General features: G+C 66.8%; 11 protein-coding genes. 8 read left to right on the top strand and 3 right to left on the bottom strand.

The window, feature by feature from the left end; genetic code table 11:
* On the top strand, positions 1-3,063 hold a 3,063-nt coding region (locus AX737_RS05525; RefSeq protein WP_066919658.1), incomplete at its 5' end, for a CusA/CzcA family heavy metal efflux RND transporter.
* A 315-nt stretch (positions 3,064-3,378) separates the two neighbouring features.
* Here the strand turns inward: AX737_RS05525 and AX737_RS05520 are convergent.
* Entirely contained in the window at positions 3,379-8,499 is a 5,121-nt protein-coding gene (locus AX737_RS05520; RefSeq protein ID WP_066919656.1) for a choice-of-anchor I family protein, read from the bottom strand.
* A 1,086-nt stretch (positions 8,500-9,585) separates the two neighbouring features.
* Between AX737_RS05520 and AX737_RS05515 the strand changes: the two genes are divergently transcribed.
* Positions 9,586-9,843, top strand: a complete 258-nt coding sequence (locus AX737_RS05515; protein WP_066919654.1) for a hypothetical protein — start codon at positions 9,586-9,588, stop codon at positions 9,841-9,843.
* On the opposite strand, the gene AX737_RS05510 is transcribed toward AX737_RS05515, so the two are convergent.
* Positions 9,840-10,130, bottom strand: coding sequence for a hypothetical protein (locus AX737_RS05510; RefSeq protein ID WP_066919652.1), 291 nt, complete (start codon positions 10,128-10,130; stop codon positions 9,840-9,842). The genes AX737_RS05515 and AX737_RS05510 overlap by 4 nt on opposite strands.
* A 539-nt stretch (positions 10,131-10,669) precedes the next feature.
* On the opposite strand from AX737_RS05510, the gene AX737_RS05505 reads away from it, so the two are divergent.
* The 5 genes from AX737_RS05505 (at position 10,670) to AX737_RS05485 (ending at position 16,254) form a co-directional block, all read left to right on the top strand.
* Positions 10,670-13,402 (top strand): 5'-nucleotidase C-terminal domain-containing protein, encoded by a 2,733-nt coding sequence (locus AX737_RS05505; protein ID WP_238229365.1) that lies wholly within the window; start codon positions 10,670-10,672, stop codon positions 13,400-13,402.
* Positions 13,403-13,813: 411 nt separating this feature from the next.
* A complete protein-coding gene (locus tag AX737_RS05500) occupies positions 13,814-14,593 on the top strand; it encodes a DUF4394 domain-containing protein (protein WP_066919660.1) in 780 nt (259 codons plus the stop codon).
* A gap of 60 nt (positions 14,594-14,653) precedes the next feature.
* Positions 14,654-15,193, top strand: a complete 540-nt coding sequence (locus AX737_RS05495; protein WP_066919650.1) for a sigma-70 family RNA polymerase sigma factor — start codon at positions 14,654-14,656, stop codon at positions 15,191-15,193.
* Positions 15,190-15,957 (top strand): anti-sigma factor, encoded by a 768-nt coding sequence (locus AX737_RS05490; protein ID WP_066919648.1) that lies wholly within the window; start codon positions 15,190-15,192, stop codon positions 15,955-15,957. Before AX737_RS05495 ends, AX737_RS05490 begins: the two co-directional genes overlap by 4 nt.
* 87 nt (positions 15,958-16,044) lie before the next feature.
* Entirely contained in the window at positions 16,045-16,254 is a 210-nt protein-coding gene (locus AX737_RS05485; protein ID WP_066919646.1) for a hypothetical protein, read from the top strand.
* Positions 16,255-16,314: 60 nt separating this feature from the next.
* On the opposite strand, the gene AX737_RS05480 is transcribed toward AX737_RS05485, so the two are convergent.
* Positions 16,315-16,620: a hypothetical protein gene (locus AX737_RS05480; RefSeq protein ID WP_066919645.1), complete on the bottom strand. Its 306-nt coding sequence runs from the start codon at positions 16,618-16,620 to the stop codon at positions 16,315-16,317.
* 445 nt (positions 16,621-17,065) lie between these two features.
* Here AX737_RS05480 and AX737_RS05475 point away from each other — a divergent pair.
* Positions 17,066-18,934: diguanylate cyclase (locus AX737_RS05475; RefSeq protein ID WP_197430470.1), on the top strand; the 1,869-nt coding region annotated here is incomplete at its 3' end.

The raw sequence follows: 18,934 nt of genomic DNA, 5'->3' as shown, positions 1-18,934 counted from the left end.
ATCGAGGCCTACCCGGACCCGACCCCGCCGATGGTGAACGTGATCACCCAGGCTCCGGGTCTCTCAGGCGAGGAGATCGAGCGCTACGTCACGGTGCCGATCGAGGTGATCACCGCGGGCCTGCCGAACCTCAAGCAGGTACGCACCGTCTCGCTCTACGGTCTCTCCGACGTGAAGCTGCAGTTCGGCTTCGAGTTCAACTATCGCGAGGCCGAGCAGCAGGTGCTGAACCGCCTCGCCCAGCTCGACCCGCTGCCGAACGGGGCCAAGCCCACCATCTCGCCGGTGAGCCCGATCGGCGAGATCTTCCGCTACAAGCTCACCGCGCCCGACGGCTACAGCACCCTCGATCTCAAGTCCCTGCAGGACTGGGTGCTGCGCCGCCGCTTCCGCGCCGTGCCGGGTGTGATCGACGTGATCGGCTGGGGCGGTAAGACCAAGACCTTCGAGATCGCGGTCGATCTCGACCGGCTGACCGCCCACGGGCTGACGCTCGCCGGCGTGGTGAAGACGCTCAACGACAGCAACCTCAATGTCGGCGGCAACCGGATTAGCCTGGGCAGCCAGTCGGCGGTGGTGCGCGGCGTCGGCTTGATCCGGTCCACCGACGACATCGAGGAGACGGTGCTGAGCCAGTCGGGCGGCGCGCCGGTGCTGGTGCGCGACGTGGCCAGCGTCACGATCGGCCACCAGCCGCGGCTCGGCATCGCCGGCATGAACGAGGACGACGACATCGTCCAGGGCATCGTGCTGATGCGCCGGGGTGAGGAGAGCACGCCGGCGATCGAGGCGGTGAGGGCGGAGGTCGCCCGGATCGAGGCAGCCGGCATCCTGCCGCCGGGCGTGAAGATCGAGCGGATCTACGACCGAGCCGACCTGATCGCGGTCACAACCCACACGGTGCTGCACAACATGGTGTTCGGCATCGCACTGATCCTCGTCGTGCAGTGGCTGTTCCTGGGCAACCTGCGCAGCGCGCTGATCGTGGTGGCGACGATTCCCTTCGCGCTGTTCTTCGCGGTCATCATCCTGGTGGCGCGCGGGGAATCAGCCAACCTGCTCTCGGTCGGCGCCCTCGATTTCGGGCTTATCGTCGACGGCACGGTGATCATGGTCGAGGCGATTTTCCGGCGCCTCTCGGGCCACGGGCCGCCCCAGACGGCGGGACCACCGACCGGGTTCTCGGGCAAGCTCACCAACATCCTCTGGGCCTCCGGCGACGTCAGCCGCTCGATCGTGTTCGCGGCCGTGATCATCGTCACCGGCTTCCTGCCGCTCTTCACCCTGACAGGCGTCGAGGGCCACATCTTCGGGCCGATGGCGCAGACCTACGCCTACGCCCTGCTCGGCGGCCTGATCGCGACCTTCACGGTGACGCCCGTGCTCTCCGCCTACCTGCTGCCCGAGCACGTGCGCGAGGTCGAGACCGTGCTGGTGCGCGCGCTAGATCGGCTTTACCGCCCGGCGATCCGCGTGGCGCTCGCCAACCGCATCCTGACCCTTGGGCTCGCCGCGATCCTGGCGGGCGGGGTGGGCGTCGCCGGGCGCGGCCTCGGCCTTGAGTTCCTGCCGAAGCTGGAGGAGGGCAATCTCTGGCTGCGCGCCACCATGCCGGCCACGATCTCGCTCACCGAGGGCAACCGCTACGTCAACCGCATCCGCCGGATCATCGCGGCGGTGCCCGAGGTTGAGCGCGTGGTCTCGCAGCACGGCCGGCCCGACGACGGAACGGACGCTGCCGGCTTCTTCAACGGGGAGTTCTTCGCGCCGCTCAAGCCGGCCGAGCAGTGGTGGGAGGGGGTGAACAAGGAGGCCATGCTCGCCGACCTTCTGGAGCGGCTGCGCCGGGAGTTCCCGGGCATCGAGTTCAACGTCTCGCAGTACCTGCAGGACAACGTCGCCGAGGCGGTCTCGGGGATCAAGGGCGAGAACTCGTTCAAGGTGTTCGGCCCCGACCTCCAGACCCTGACCGACGTGGCGCGCCGGGTCGAGGCCGTGCTCAGGACCGTGGCGGGCGTGACCGATCTCGGCGTGTTCACCTCGCTCGGGCAGCCCACCGTGCAGATTAACGTCGACCGGATCCGCGCCGCCCGCTACGGACTGACGCCGGGCGACATCAACGCCACGGTCCGCACGGCGATCGGCGGCGACAGCGCGGGCGATCTCTACGATTCGGGCAGCGACCGGCACTACCCGATCGTCGTTCGCCTCGCCCAGCAGTTCCGGCAGAGCGTGCAGGCCATCCGCAACCTGCGCATCGCCGGCCAGGGCCCGAACGGTGCGGTGCTGCAGGTCCCGCTCAACGAAGTGGCGAGCGTCGAGCTGGTCTCAGGACCGGCCTACATCTACCGCGAGGGCCAGGAGCGCTACCTGCCGGTGAAGTTCAGCGTGCGCGATCGCGACCTCGGCAGCACCATCCTGGAGGCGCGCCAGCGCGTGGCAGCCGAGGTGCAATTGCCGCCGGGCTACCGGCTGGAGTTGGTGGGCGAGTTCAACAACATGCAGGGGGCGCTGGAGCGGCTCTCGGTGACAGTGCCGCTCGCGATCGGGCTCATCGCCATCCTGCTCTTCATGAACTTCGGCTCGCTCACCGACACCCTGCTGGCGCTGAGCGTCATTCCGATGGCCGCGGCCGGCGGTGTGCTGGCCCTCGTCCTCACGGGCACGCCCTTCAGCGTCTCGGCGGCGATCGGCTTCATCGCGCTGCTCGGCATCGCGGTGATGGACGGGATCATCGTGATCGCCCATTTCAACGACCTGATTGCGCGCGACGAGGAGCGGGTGCGCGCGATGCTGGAGACCTGCGCGACCCAGATGCGCCCGGTGGTGATGACCTGCGTGGTGGCCGGCGTCGGGCTCCTGCCGGCCGCCTTCTCCTCGGGCGTCGGCTCGCAGGTTCAGAAGCCGCTCGCCCTCGTGGTCGTCGGCGGCATGAGCCTCGCGCCCGTGCTGATCCTGCTCATCCTCCCGACCCTTATCCTTGCGTTCTCGCGCCGCCGCTCCGCTCCGGTCTCAGTGGCAGGGGGAGCGGAAAGCCTGAGTCTAGCCGAGGCAGGTCAGTAGAAGCGGTCCCGCCGCTGTGGGACTTTCATTTATTCGGTTCAAGACCGAAAGTGGTCCATGCCGCCAACGCTCTCTCCCGGGCTTTCGAAGATACGACGCACGAGCCGCCCAGCCCGCCAAGGAGGCTGGGTGGAAATGAAGGTACGCTGCCGGCCTGTAGGACAATCCTCCATCTTGCAGATGGTCTGAATCGCACATTCACAGCCTCGGTGGAAATTAGTCGTTGTTCACAAGCCGGCTTGGCGCCCCGAACCGCCAAGCCAAGTACCATTCATAGCCTCCTGGCGGGGCCATAGTATTTCGGAATATGGTCAGTTAGGCCGCGAAGTAGCTAGCGTTGATCTGACTCGCCCGGATGCCGGCCAGGTCGACAACACCGCCGCCCGAGAGGGTCAGCAGCGCGTCGCCGTTCTGTGCCGAACCGACAGTGTAGGTCTGCCCGCCCAGGGCGATCCGGTCGCCCCCGGCTTGGTCGAATCCTAGGATCAGGTCGCGGCCCGAGCCCGGGTCGAAGCGGTAGAGGTCGGCACCAAGCCCGCCGACGAGGATGTCGTTTCCGATCCCGCCAACCAGCGTGTCGTTGTCCTGCCCGCCGTAGAGCACGTCGTCGCCCTGGCCGCCGAAGAGAATGTCCGCTCCCTGGTTGCCGTAGACGAGGTCACTGCCCTGGTTGCCGTACACCATGTCCGCGCCCTGGTTTCCGTACAGCACGTCGTTTCCGAGATTGCCGAACAGGCGGTCATCGCCCTGGCCGCCGAAGGCCCGGTCATCCCCTTGTCCACCGTACAAGCTGTCCGCGCCCTGGTTGCCGTAGATCAGGTCGGCATCCTGATTGCCGTAGATCAGATCCTGCTCCGTGCCGCCGAACAGGGTGTCGAGCCCGATGCCGCCTGAGACCGTGTCGACGCCGGCATCGCCGTAGAGAAGATCGTTGCCGGCCTTCGATCCGACGAGGTCGTTGCCGCCGCCGCCTCGCAGCGTGTCGTCGTCGGGCCCCAGCACCATGGACTGGTCGGCGTTGTCGCCGAAGACGACCTGCGATCCTTCCCCACCGACGAGCGAGGCGGGACCGGACAGCGCGATGAAGCCGATGTTGTTGACGGAGATGGGCGTGCCCGGTGGCACGGCGGAGGCGTTGAGGACGACGAGCGTCTGGGTCCCGTCCGTGGGGCCCTCGATGCGGATGTCGTTGGCGCCCGGTGTCGGCGTGAAGGTGCTGACGTTGACCGATGTGCCGCCCTGCAGGCCCGCCAGAAAGACCTCGACGGCGCGATCGACCGCAGCTAGGTCGATCCCCTCGGGCAGCGTCTGAAGCGCCTGCCCGGCAGCGGCCTCGGCGGCGGCCGGATCGCTGGTCGTGGTCGCGCTCGTGACCTGTCCGCCGGTCTCGGCGCTGGGGGTGTTGTCGACCGGAGGCGTTGTGCCGTCTCCTCCGCCACCGCTGCTGCCGCCTGCGGCGATCCGGAAGCGTCCCAGCAGAGGATCGTGGTCGCTGGTCTGATCCACGAAGTCGGCGTTGATGTGCACCGCCTCGAATTGCGCGGCTCCGGTCAGCGCCGCCGTCGTCAGCATGTGGTCGAGGGTCTGGGCGTTCCCCTCGAACACGTAGTCGTAGCGCTGGCCGGCCGGCAGCAGGTCCTGAAGATCGGTCAGAACTGGCGTGCCGCCGGGTGTCAGGACGGCGCTCGCCCCACCCGCGGCGTACCCGGACAGGGTTGCAGCACCGCGCAGCACCGTTAGCGGCTCCTCGAAGCCGAAATCGTTCAGGTCTCCGGTGACGACGACCCGTGCCTGCGCGTCGGCTGCGAGGAGGCCGTCGACGAAAGTGTTGACCGCCTGCGCCTGCGCGGCTCGCGCCACCTCCCCGGCGTTGAAAGGCGGCTGTTCGGAGCCGAACAGCGCCGCGCTGCCGCCTTTCGAGGTGAAGTGGTTGCTCACCACCGTCACGGTCTGCCCGTTGAAGACGAAGTCCGCGGCGAGCGGGGGGCGGGACCCGAAGAACGGGTTGTCCGGGTTGGTCTGCTGGTCGGTGTAGGAACCCGCCGCAATCGGGCTGCCATCTGCCGCGATGGTGCGCACCGATCCTGCCGCCAAGCCGACCCTATCCGTGCGGTAGAGGAACGACGTGCGGATGTTGCCGCCCGGCTCGCCGCCGTTCGTGTCGTCGCCGATGAAGGTGTTGTCGACGAAGGCGTAGGTCGGTCCGCCGTCGGCCGCGATCGCGTCGACGAGCTGCTGCAGCGTCCCCGTCGCTGACGTGACGGTGGAGGCCGTGTTGCCCGGCCCATCGTTGTCCTGCACCTCCTGGAGCGCGATCACGTCCGGCGCGTTCAGCTTGGTCCGCACCTCGGCCGCGATGGTCGCGAAGCGCGCGGCGCCATCGGTCGGATCGAGGTTCTCAGCATTGAAGCTCGCGACGAGCAGGTGCTCGGCACCCCCCGTCAACGTGCCGGGCGTTTTCGTTAGCAGACTCGATGTAGCGACGGTGACGGGTGCGGTCGCCAGCACCTCGTAGTTGCCGAAGCTGTAGTTCACCACACCGGTGACATCGGCGAGGCGCGCGCCGGTGTTGACCTGCGGCAGGGTGACCCCGAGGCCTGGATCGATGCGGATACGCTCGGGGTTGAGGTCGCCTCCTTGCGTGTTCGTGGCGCCGAGCACGGACGTGCCGCCGGAAATCAGCAGGTTCCCGCGCTCGTTGAGGCCAGTCGCTCCCGCGCCGCCGTCCGCGACAGCGAAGATCTCGCCGAAGCTGTTCGTGGGACCCGTGACAAGCGGCGCCGTTACCGTGGCCCGCATCCCTTCCAGGCTCTCCCAGAAGGCGCTGCCGGCGACTAGGTCGGCGGCCGGGGGCGTGAGACCGTCAGCGCCCCCGATCCTGACCGCGCCAGGCAGCGCGTTGTCGCGCGTGTTGACGGCGATGCTGGGATTGCCCCCGATCTGCGTGACGGTGAACGAGCCTCGGGCGGCTCCGGAGGGCAGGAACTCTTGCACCTGGCCCGTTACCGTCGCGCCGTCACCGACCGCGACACTCGGCCTGCTGCTCGTGAAGACGAAGACCGCGTCCGACGTCGCGGCGTTGCCGTCGCCCATCCGATCCTGAAGGTAGAACCCGTTGCTGGCCACCGCCGTGACGACGCCCGCGGTGGTGACGGTCTGCCCGGCGAAGCTCGACGTTGCGCCCGTTCCCTGGATCAACGGGATCGCCGTCAGCGCGGGGGCAGCCTGATAGACGGTCGTGGTATTGCCAACCTCGTTGGCAAAGACGACCAGTGCTTGGCCGGTCGGGCTGTCGGCCGCGGAGATGAAGGTGAGGACCTCAGGCCCCGCGTCGGTCGTTCCGCTCGCCGGCGGCTGGAAGGTGACGAAGCGCGCCTCGGCCGGCACTGTGACGTCGTAGACCATGACGCCGCCGGTGCGCTCCAGCCCGACGAAAGCGTAGGTGCGGCCGGCGATGTTGCCGACGGTGACCCCCTCCGGCTCCGGTCCCTTGTCGTCGGACCGAGCGTCGACACTGCCATCGCCCTGGTTCTGGTTGAAGATGGCGGCAGCGTCCCGAGCGATGATCTTCTCGAACTCGCCGCCGGTCTCGCGCACCTTGGTGATGGTGCCGTCGGTCTCCTGACGGAAGATCGAGATCCCGCGGCCGCCGAACGCGTAGATCTGGTCGTAGTCGCCGTCCCCGTCCGGGTTGCCGTCGATGGTCGAGACGTTGAGGCGGCCGAGCTCAGCGTTGGCCTTGAGCGCGGCTGCGTTCGGGAAGGCGGTCGGATCGAGGGGCAGAGTGCCCAGACGCGCGACATCGCTGTCATCGCTGCGGGCATCGCCTTCGTTTGCGGTGATGAAGTAGACCCGCCCGTCGGCCGCGGTGAAGGACGCGATCGCGTCCGGCATCGGCAGGCCGAGCACCGGCTCGTTGCGCAGGCGGATCGAGGCCGGGGTCGCCGGTCCGTCATCCGAGGCATCGAGTTCATTGCCAGCCAGCGCGTGGTCGATCGTACCGAGCGGCTTCAGGGCCGTGAGGACCGGTGCCGAGCCCGAGATGTCGAAGACCGCGACGGTGTTGGCCTCCTGCAAGGTCACGTAGGCCGTCGAGCCGGCGATCGTCGTGTATTCGGGCTCGATGTCGGCAATCGCGTTCGGCCCTGACGGAAGGCGGACACCAGCCGCTCGAAGGGTATCCTCCTGACCGGCGAGGCTCCCGAAGTCGTAGGTCGACACGGTGGCAGCAGCGGCGCCAGCAGTGAGATCGATGAGCGAGACCGATCCTGTCGGGTTGACTGGCGAGCCGTTGACCGTCGCACGCTCGCCCTCGTTGGCAACGAGGATCTTGGTGCCGACGGCGTTGAAGCTCAGCTGGTCGGGCAGGTTGCCGACCGACAGCGGAGTGCCGATCAGAGCGAGGCTCGCGGCATCGAAGAGGGCGACCGCTCCGTTCTGGCTCGAGTCCGCGTTCTGATAGCCGACAGCCAGCACGCCGTTGCGAACCGCGACGGTATTGGCGCCTCCATAGCCGGGCAGCGCGGTGAGGGAGATCCCCGATCCGATGCGGGTGAGCGTGCCGTTGCTTCCAATCGCGGTGACGTCGATCACAGCGTCGCGGGCGTTGAGAGTGAAGAGCCGATCGGTCGCCGGATCGAAGGTCACCACCTCGGCGCCGCCCGCCCCCGTGCCCGTGCCCGACGCTGAGATCGCGCCAAGGCGCGTCAGCGCGAGGGTGCCGGTCCCGTTGGGGGCCGTCGTCGCGCCGGCCAGGGACTCCGCAGGCCCGAGGATGCGCGGCGTGACCGGACCACCTCCGGTCGGTTGGCTTGTGACCGCGATGTCGTCGACGCCCACCCATTCGTCGTTGCCCACGGCATTGGTGGTGATCACCCGGATCTGAAGGCCGGCCTGTCCGTTCACCTCGGCCGGCAGCGTCGCTTGGACCCGTGTGTCCGGCGCAGTCAGGCTCGGTCCTGCCGTAGCATCGGCTACGAAGGCCGCCGGCACGTTGGTCCAGGCGCCGCTGGAACCGATGCGGTACTGCAGCACCACGGCCTGGATTGCATTGTCCGGCCCGCTCTCGAGGTCACGCAGGGTGTAGGCCACGGTGACGTTCCGGCGCCCCGTCGCGTCGAGATGGACGACGAGGTTCGGAGCGTCGGCCGTGCCCGACCCCGCGAGCGCAACGGTGGGGTTGGACTGGTCGAACTCTGCGACGCCACCCGAGTTGAAGCCGTTCGGATCGGAGCGGTTGGCATTGACGTCGACAGTGAGGGTCCCGTCTCCGGTCAGCGTCTGCGGATCGGCACCGGTGACCGAGGTGATCTCGTCCCCGCGAAAACCGACGATGCTCGGTACCGCGCTCCAGTCATCGTCCCCGCTGATGAGCGCTCGATCGCTCCAGCTCTGGGAGAAATCGCCGCCGGCAAGGCTGTGTGGAACCGTCGTCATCGCAAGCTCCGGAACAGGCGTCTGGCCGCGAACCGGAAGCGCTCAGCACATGGTGTTCAAAACGATGTGATGGCTCGCGGGGCACGACGCAGTAGCCGTCGGATGCGACACTCAGGTGAAACGTAGCAAAGGTCTCGCCGGTGCTTTCGACTTCCGCGAAGCCAACAAGCTTCGGAGCGCAGGCTTGCGCTGGGTGGGTATGACGCCTGCCAAATACTCTCGACGGCACGCACGCGCCTGACGCTTGGACGGATCGTCGAGCGGGTTGCGGGCCGTGTGCTTCATCGCTTTGGCTCCCGAGAGCAGAGCAACCGCTATCGGCCAACATCCGTAGCTTGTGCCGCTCATCAGACTGCCTGCTCGCGGACATTTCAGAAGTCTGCAAGGGCTGGGAAGCGATGGTTCGCCAACTCCGAAATGCACGTACGCTATGCGGACCGAAGAGGGCGCTCGAGCCATCCGACGAACTATAGCTAAAAAATGGCATGCCACTCGCATGACACGCCGTCAAAGGTGGTTCGTGGTCTCGCTTCAACGAACTGTTGCGCCGTACCTTAACTGACGTACGCCGGCCAGCATTCGCAGCTGTCATAAAAACTTAATATGGCTAGCAACCGAGCCTCCTTAGCCGGCACTCGGTGAGATGCTCGACTAAACGCAAGAAAGGCATAGGGTTTTGTTGTGCGGCAGCAGGTCTCAACCGCTCACGGACTTGACTTAGCGAGCGCGTCCGAGATGAAACGTTGCCGCATGACCTTTCCAGCGCATCCAAAGATTCGGACACGCGCTCCGGAACCGACGAGCAGGAGAGGGTTGAGATGTGACGTAGCTCATGCAGGCAACGCTCTACCGGAAGCGTGAGTGCCCGGTGCCTGCTGCGGTCGGACGGGTGTTCTTGCCGTAGGTCACAGTGCATGCAGTGGCCCTTCTGCGTCCGTGATAGGCTGGGTGTCACATCGGCAGGCGCTAGGCGTGCTAGAGGCGTGCCGTTTCCGTTGTATCCCTTCCCAAAGTCGCAACGGCAACAGCGGGCCGGGCAGGACTAAAGCCTAATGGATCTGTCCGGTCCGCGCATCGAGGATCGCCATGCCCCAACCAGCCAGACCCGACAAGGCGGCACAGGACGGCGCGGAAACGCAGGCCAAAATCGCGGCAGCCTGCCTGAAACTCGCAGCCAAGTTTCAGGAGAAGGCGCAGCGGGCGGCTGAGCGGGTGAAGGCCGCCAGGAGCGAGGACAAGCGAGCGATGCACCGCCGCCGGTTCGAGCTGTACGGTGATGCCGCGACCGAGCTTGGTGACCGTGCCCGCTCTATGAAAAGCGGTGCGAGGGACCGGGACGATTAGGCTGCCGCGTGGCGGGCCTTCTTTTTCTTCTTCCGTCGCGGTGCAGCCTCGGCGCTCCCCTCGTCTGTATCATTGCTGCGAGCAGCCAGTGCCAGCGCCTGCACGTGCTGGGCGCGGCTGGGATCGCCTTCCGCCGCTAAAATCATCGCCAAGAAGGCGGCGCGACTGATCTGCTTCTTGGTGGTATCAGGGTGCTGCTTGCGCACGGCATCCACCAGGTCCTTAGGCTTCATACCCGGTACAGCCAGCGTGCTGACCGTGCGGGCGATGTCTTGCAGCTCACTCATACCGCCCTCATTCAAAATTTCAGCAGATTGGTCAAGCCAACTGTCACCGAATAGTCATTTAGCTGGCAATGCGTCTCACGATCCTTGTGTATGCACCATTTTTGTGCGCCGCATCAGCTTATTGTGCTTGCTCGCTGCAGCGCAGCGTGGCATGCCAATACCAACCAGCTGCGATGGCGTCGCAGCTTGTTGGCCCTCTTAGGGCGTTTCCTCCCTAGACTTCGAGCCGCTCCTTCGTGAGCGGCCTTTTTTTCGCCTACGACCACATTGTCTCGGCACTATGCGGACTTGGCGCCGATCTTGACCAACATCAGGCAAGCAGGAGCCACACCCTTCCGGCAAATTGCGGCGCGCCTCGACGAGCGCACTATCCCAACGGCCCGCGGAGGCACAGGCACTGCGCGACTCAGCTTGTCACGAGCCTGTCTCACGCTGGCCGTACAGGACCAAAAGCAAGCTTCGCGGTTGGCCCGGAACTGCACTGCGCCTCCGCCGCTGTGGAGATGACCGCGGCTATCGCCCATTCGGGAACGCGCGTTATGGCCTATACCCTGCAGATCCTGCACGCCTCCGACTGGGAGGGCGGGCTGCTCGCGACGCGCCGCGCCGCGAACTTCGCGGCGATCGTCGACAAGCTGGAAGATGCCACGCCGAACTCGATCACGCTCTCGACCGGCGACGGCTGGATTCCGAGCCCGTTCTTCATCGCGGGCGGTGATCCGCAGATGGCCGCGACCTACAACGGCGTCTACAACCAGCTCTACGGGCTGAACGCCGCCACCGGTTACCGGGCGCTCACCGCCTCGCCGGGCCGGGCCGACATCACGATCCAGAACATCATCGCCGTGCAGGCCGCGGTCGTCGGCAACCACGAGTTCGATGCCGGCCCGACGGAGGTCAACAACATCATCGGGTCGAGCCTCGGCAGCGCCGCGGGTCCGGCCGACGACACCTGGGTCGGCGCGCAGTTCCCGTACCTCTCGGTCAATCTGAACTATGCCCGCGAATCGGCCCTCTCCGGCCGCGTCGCGCCGGACGGGCTGAACGCGACCTTCGCCCAGACCGGTCCGACCTCGACCGAGACCGGCACCGGCTCCGACAAGCTCGCCCGCTCCACCATCATCACCGAGAACGGCGAGCGCATCCTGTTCGTGGGTGCCACCACCCAGCTCGAGGCGCAGCTGACCTCGCTCGGCAACGTCACCCTCGACGGCGTCTCGGGCCGCGACGACATGCGGGCGCTGGCCGATCAGATCAACGCCGAGGTGGACCGCCAGCTCGCGGCCAATCCCGGGCTCAACAAGGTCATCGTCGGCACCCATCTGCAGCAGCTCGCCAACGAGCAGGCGCTGGCCCCGCTCCTGCGCAACGTCGACATCCTGATCGGCGGCGGCTCGCACACCCTCCTCTCCGACGGCAACGACCGGCTGCTGCCGGGCGACGTCTCGGGCGGCGCCTACCCGCAGTTCTTCACCAACGCGAGCGGGCAGACCCTCGCGCTCGTCAACACGGCCTCCGAGTACGCCTATGTCGGACGGCTCACCGCGACCTTCGACGATCAGGGCAACCTGATCCGCGACTCGATCGATCCGGCGTCCTCCGGCGCGGTCGCGGTGGACGACACGACTGTGGCGCAGCTCTACGGCTCGACCGCGGCGGCCTTCACGCCGGGCTCCAAGGGCTATCTCGTGCGCGAGGTGATCGAGGGTCTCGACGCCAACAACGACGGCGTGCAGGAGACGGCTGGCATCGCCGACATCATCCGCCAGCAGGACGGCAACATCCTGGGCCGCTCCTCGGTCTACCTGGAGGGGCGCCGCGGCGAGGTGCGCACCGAGGAGACCAATCTCGGCGACCTCTCGAGCGACGCCGCCCTCTGGTACGCGCAGCAATTCGACGGCGGTACCGCGGTGGCCCTGCGCAACGGCGGCGGCATCCGCGACTCGATCGGCTCGTTCTCCTCGACCGGTGGCGGGGCCGCCGAGCTGCCGCCGGCCGCCAACCCGGAGGCCGGCAAGCGGGCTGGCGACGTCTCGCAGCTCGACGTGCAGAACGCGCTCCGCTTCAACAACAACCTCTCCCTCGTCACCGTGTCGGCGGGCGAGCTGGAGCGGATCCTGGAGCACAGCGTCGCCGCCACTGCGCCCGGCGCCACCCCGGGCCAGTTCGCGCAGGTCTCGGGGATCGCCTACGCCTTCGACGCGACGCGGCAGGCCCAGGTCCTCAATGGCACCACCGGCGCGGTCGCCACCGAAGGCCAGCGCATCCGCTCCGCCGCGATCACCGACCGCGATGGGCGCATCCTCGACGTGCTGGTGCGCGATGGCCAGGTGGTCGGCGACCCGAACCGCCAGATCCGGATGGTCACCCTCGACTTCCTGGCCAACCCGTCCTCCACCGCGCCCGCGCTCGGCGGCGACAGCTATCCCTTCCCGGCCTTCGGCGAGAACCGGGTGAACCTGCGCGATGCCGCCGCCGCGAGCCTGCCGAACGCCGCGACCTTCGCGGCTCAGGGATCCGAGCAGGACGCGCTCGCCGAGTACCTCCGAGCCTTCTACGGTGTCACGCCCTACGGCGCGGCCGACACCGCGCCGGCCGGCGACACCCGGATCCAGAACCTCGCGGCCCGCGCCGACGCGGTGCTCGCCCGCGGCAACGTGATCCAGGGCACGGCCGGCGACGAGCGCCTGCAGGGCACGGCCTCAGACGACGCCCTGCGGGGGCTCGCCGGCAACGACCTCGTCTACGGCAACCAGGGGCCGGACCTCGTCTACGGAAACCAGGGCGCCGACACGCTCTACGGCGGCCAGGGTGAGGACAGCCTCTTCGGCGGCCAGGACGATGACCGGCTCTACGGCAACCTCGGCAACGACCGCCTGTTCGGCAACCGCGGCGCGGACACGCTCGCGGGCGGCGAGGGCGCCGACATTGTCTACGGCAACGCGGGCCTCGACATCCTGTTCGGTGGCGCGGGAGCCGACACGCTCTACGGCGGCCGGGACGTCGACATCCTGATCGGCGATGACGGCGACGACGTGCTGGTCGGCGGTCTCGGGGGCGATCTCTTCGTCTTTGACACGGGCTCGGGCCGCGACCTCGTCCTCGGCTTCGACCTCGCCGCGGGCGACCAGATCGGCCTCGCCGGTCAGACCTTCGCGCTCGGCTCGGCCCGGAACGGGGACGCCGTGCTCACCCTCTCGGGCGGCGGCACGGTCGAGCTGGCGGGCGTGACAGCGGCGGCCTTCGGCAACGGGGCGGGCTACCTCGCCTGACGCCCACGGTTAACGGCAGAACGCTGAAGGGCTCGCCAGGAAGCGAGCCCTTTTTACTCGGGTCACCTGAACGCTGAAGGGTTCTGAGTGGAGATCGGAGCTGAGCGCCGCGTATGGCCCCTAAGCCCGTTCGTTACCCTCGCAGAGTCCTCGAACGTCCGCTCAAGCTCGATCCGCGCCCCTTCGCAACTGACAGATCGAATAGCTTCTACGGGTGGGGAGCAGTCCCTGACCCTTCGCCCTGAAGCGGCCGTTCCTCCGCTGACCCAACCGCGTCGTAGCCGACTGCCTGAGTGGCTCTCGAAAGCGAACGGTCGCTGGTGGGCGAAAATACCTGAGTTCGGCTGCATCCGATCATCCGGCTCATGGCTAGCGCTCGTGATGCCGCCTTCGCGGCAGATGGAGAACGCCATGCGACTGAGCCTCATCGCCGTTACCCTGCTGGCTGGCACCTGCCTTGGAACCGCCGCGCGTGCCGAGACCGTTGCGGCACTCGTCGGCGATGCCACGCTGGCGCATGTCGACACGGCCGCGAAGAAGGTCACGAAGACCGTGACGATCACCGGGATCGGCGGCAGCGTGCTCGGCATCGACGTGCGACCGGCCGACGGCATGCTCTACGCGGTGATCTCGGATGGCAGCGTTGTCACGATCGATCCGATGTCCGGCAAAGCCACGGCCAAGTCGAAGCTCGACACGATGCTGGCCGACGGCACCGCGGCAACGATCGACTTCAATCCCGTTGCCGACCGCCTGCGCATCATCGGTTCAGACGGCACCAACCTTCGCGCTAATGTCGATGACGGCAAGGTGACGAAGGACGGCCAGCTCAAGTTCGCCGAGACCGACAGCATGAAGGGCAAGACCCCGAGGGTGACGGCTGGCGCCTACACGAATGCCTTCAAGGGCACGAAGGACACGGCCTTGTTTGACATCGACGCCTCCGGCGCGCTGCTGAAGCAGGCTCCGCCGAATGACGGCGTCCTGAACACCGTCGGCATGCTCGGCATGTCGGGCGAGGCCGTGGCCTTCGACATCCTGTCCGATGGTCAGGGCGGTAACCAGGCCTGGGCGATGGCCGGCGATACGCTCTACAAGGTGGATCTCGCGACCGGGAAGGGCGAGATGGCTGCCAAGATCACCGGCATCTCCGGCAAGGTCCGCGACATCGCCATTCTCCCCAAGATGTAGCATCGCTCCGCCACTGCAGGACCGGCCCGGCGGCCGGTCCTTCCAATCACCGGAAGGGTCATGGAGCCGTTCGATCACGCCTCCGCTTTGGAAGGCTGCGCCCGTGGGGATCCGACGTCGCTGCGTCGTCTCTACGATCAGGAGGCAGGCTTCCTGCTCGCCATCGCCCTAAGAATCGTGCGGCGGCGTGATGTTGCGGCCGACGTCTTGCACGATGCTATCATGGACATCTGGGAGCGCGCCGGCACGTTCGATCGCAGCCGCGGCGCGGGCCGTGCCTGGATCACCAGCATCGTGCGACACCGCGCGCTCAAACACATCCGGGTCGTCGGCCGGGAGACGGATCTCGACGCGGCCGCGGCGACAGAGATCGCGGATGATGCGCCCGATCCGTTCGCCATCCTGGCGACATCGCAGGACGGGACACGCCTCCATCGTTGCCTTGCGCAGCTTGGCGCAGAAAGGCGGGCGGTGATCCTGCTCGCCTATGTCGATGGACTTTCGCAGTCCGAAATCGCCGAGCGACTGGGGACACCACTCGGGACAGTGAAGGCATGGGTCCGCCGCGGCCTCATTGCCTTGAAGGATTGCCTGTCATGATCCCGAGCCAGCCGGAAGACCGCGACGTCCTGGCGGGAGAATACGTCCTGGGTCTGCTTGACCCGGCAGCCACGGCGGAGGTCGAGCGGGTCCTGGGTTCCGATGCAGACCTGGCCCGCCGCATCGCCTTCTGGGAAGAGCGGCTGCTGCCGGCCTCCGCGGCCCTCGGGAAGGCCGATGTCGATCCGGCACAATGGGCGCGAATCGAGCAGGCCCTCGCGACACGCCGGCAAGCGCTCGGCCCGATCACGGCTCCCGCCGTTACACGGCCGCGACACGGGTTGTTGAAGGCGGCGTGGCGGAGCCCTGCACTGTGGCGGGCCACCACGGGGCTCGCTACGGCCGCCGCGATCCTTCTGGCGATCCTGCCGGGCCGCGTGTTAGCGCCGGCCGAGAGCCCGACGCGGTACTACGCGATCCTGCAGAGCCGCGACGCCTCCGGGCAAGAGAGCGGGCCGGGATGGCTCATCCAAGTTGCCCAGAACGGCACCGTGCGGTCCCTGCCGCTGGCTGACGTGCGGCCAGGAAGCGGACGCGCGTTGCAGCTCTGGACCCTGTGGGATCAGGCGCGCGGCCCCGTTTCCCTCGGCGTACTGCCCCCGGGAGGAGCGATCCGTCTGCCACCGGAGCGGTTGGAAGCCATCGGGGACGGGCAGCTCTTCGAGATTACGCTGGAACCCGAGGCGGGTTCACCGATCGGTCGCCCGACGGGCCGGATCCTGTTCATCGGCCGCGCGAAGGGGGCGGCAACGCAGGCTCTGTAACAGGCCGATCGCGTTGCTTGCAGGATTTCTTTCGCGTCTGAGGCAGGTATCGAGAAATTACGGCCGTGGTCGCTTTCGCATTCTGACGTGGAAGCAGACGCGCAGGAAGTCGTGCAGGCTTATCTGGAGCACGGGGCGCTGTGCATCCAATACTCTGCCTTGCTGATGGTCTCCAACGACCGGCCGATGACCATTGCGGCAACCTGGATCGTCAGCGCGCAAGGATCCCCCTACAAAGCCGGCTCGATCTGCGACGCGCCAGCATGGGAATACATGAAGGGTGGCAAGGGGCGATGATACCCTGTCCCGAGATGCGGGAGGATGAAGCGCTCGCGCCTTTTGCCTGCTTCCTTGGTCTCAATGCACGGGCGAACTCACGCGGCTACCGGATGAGCGCTTCTTCTTCTTGCCCCTGCTGACCCTCAATGCCTCGTCCGCGTTCTCTTCGGAGATGCGCTCGGCCAATGCGAAATTGTGCAAATCCGCGGTCACGCTCCCGTCCGCCGATGGCGCCTCCGTCACAGCATAGAGGGCGGCGCGGACTATCTCCTTCTTCGTCGCATCGGGGTAGCGCTTCTTGATGGCGGAGCGCAGCGCCCTCGGCTTCATCTCCGGCACCGCGATGCTGCGCAGGGCCGATGCGATTTCCTGAATGGAGGCCATGTCTTCCCCTTCGGTTCGAAGCTCTTACGGAGAGGGCACGGCGTACCACGGATGACGTTTGCGTGACACGGCCACACCGACGGCTTCTTCCGTGAGACATCTTGTTCACGCGAACGTGAGGCCGTATTAAATTTTCACGTTCTTCCCGAGACAAGGACGCACTTCGGGCGCGCCGCTGATGTGGCGCGCCCTTTTTTGATATTGATTTGTAAGTAAGTTTAATGTGCTGAATTACATAGGCGATACACCGCCCAGGTTAGTGCTTTTTGGCATTTAGTCGGCGTATGAACTTGCCATAAACTTTCAGAATGCTTCCGTTCGCGCGGTCTGGAGCAGCTTTTTGATGTTAGTTCGCACTTCACCCGCCTTGCGGCCCGCCCCGCTTGCCCAGCTCTGGTTCGATAGTCGTCGCCCCGGGGGTGACCTGCCGACTTACGAGGGGGTGGTGCTCGGGCGGCTTGGACGTCTTGCCGATTGTTGTGCACTCATCTCGACAGACGAGGGCAGGGCTCGGTCGGTCATCTGGGCGGGCCCCGATTTCGCCGCGTGGCTCCACGACGAGCGCCCCGAACTTCAGCTGGTCGATCTCTCGGACGAAACGCGGGAGCCCATCGAGAACTTAGTTCAAACCTCGCTCGGGACAGGGGAGCCGGCCTTCGCGCAGAGCCATCGAATCGCCGATGGCATCGTAATGACCCACCGCCTAACGGGCGTACCCCTCGCGCGGGAGCGGACGGATGACAGGGTCGTCCTTCTGCATCTCGATCTCGATGCGCAGCGCACCGAATTGGCCCGCGCCCTGTTCGGTGCCACCGAACTCGGCATGCTGGCACTCACCAACCTGCGGGATTCCGTCGGTGCCGTGGTAGATTTCAAGATCGTCGCCCTGAACGACGGTGCCGCCCGGATGTTCGGCCTGCCCGCCGCCGCGTTGCAGTGGCGGCGGCTCGGGGAGGTGATCCCCCAAAGGCCAAGCCTCGATCCGGTCCGGCGCCTGGCGGAGGCGATGTCGGTCTCCGACCGAGCTACCTACGAGATGAGCTATCCGCGCTCAGACGGCACGGTCCTGCATCTTAAGGTCGAGGCCGGGTCCATGGGCGACTTGGTCGCTCTGACGGTGACCGATGTCGGCGACATCAAGCAGCGCGAGGCCTCGTTCCGCCTGCTCTTCGATCACAACCCGATGCCCATGTGGCTCACCGATCCAGAGAGCGGGACATTCGCAGCGGTCAACGAGGCCGCGCTGGATCATTTCGGTCATGACCGGCCGAGCCTGCTCTCGCTCTGCCTCGCGGACGTGTCCGTGGGGGAGGCAGGATCGGTCCATGGGGACGCCACGCTGCGCCAACAGCGCCGGGCCGACGGCAGCCTGATCGAGGTCACCCTATTCGAACGGCCGATGGTCATTGAGGGACGCGCCCTTCAACTCGGAGCGGCGGTCGACGTCACCGAGAGTCGGCGCAACGCCGCCCGCATCGCCCACATGGCCCATCACGATGCGCTGACGGGCCTTCCTAATCGCATCCGCTTCTCCGAGCGACTCACCGAAGCCTTCGACCGTCACCGGCGCGGCCACGGCTCGTTCTTCCTCCTGTGCCTCGACCTCGACAAGTTCAAGATCATCAATGACACCCTCGGCCATCCGGTGGGCGACGCGCTGCTCTGCGAGGCGGCCACGCGCCTCGGAGGCTGTTTCCGGGAGGAGGATTGCGTCGCGCGTCTCGGCGGCGACGAGTTCGCGGTCCTTGTGGCCCGGCCCGCGCGACCTGAGCTAATCCGCGCCCTGGCCGACCGGATCATCGGCGAGATCGGGCGCTGTTTCTCCATCAGCGGCCACGACTGCCACATCGGAACGAGCATCGGCATCGCCTGCATGGGCCAGGACGGCGAGAATCCGGAAACGCTTCTCCGCAATGCCGATCTCGCCCTCTACCGAGCCAAGTCAATGGGCGGCAACACCTTCTCATGCTTCAAGCCGGAGATGGACGCCTGGGTGCAGGCGCGCCGGAAGCGGGAGAACGACCTGCGTGAAGCTCTCGCGCGGGGCGAGTTCACGCTGGCCTATCAGCCGCAGATCGACGCGGCAGCGAACCGGATCTGCGGGTTCGAAGCATTGCTGCGCTGGAACCACCCTATCGACGGGCCGGTGCCCCCGACCGATTTCATCCCGCTGGCGGAAGAGACGGGCCTTATCAATCCGATCGGGGCCTGGGTTCTGCGGCAGGCGTGCGTGGAGGCCGCAGGATGGCCCGGTAGGTTGCGCATCGCAGTGAACCTCTCGCCGATCCAGTTCCGCAATCGCGATCTCGTCGGC

Source organism: Methylobacterium sp. CCH5-D2, assembly GCF_001556475.1.
GTDB classification, from domain to species: domain Bacteria; phylum Pseudomonadota; class Alphaproteobacteria; order Rhizobiales; family Beijerinckiaceae; genus Methylobacterium; species Methylobacterium hispanicum.
Note: the sequence above shows the minus strand (reverse complement) of the source record. Positions and strands in the feature narration are given on the sequence as shown.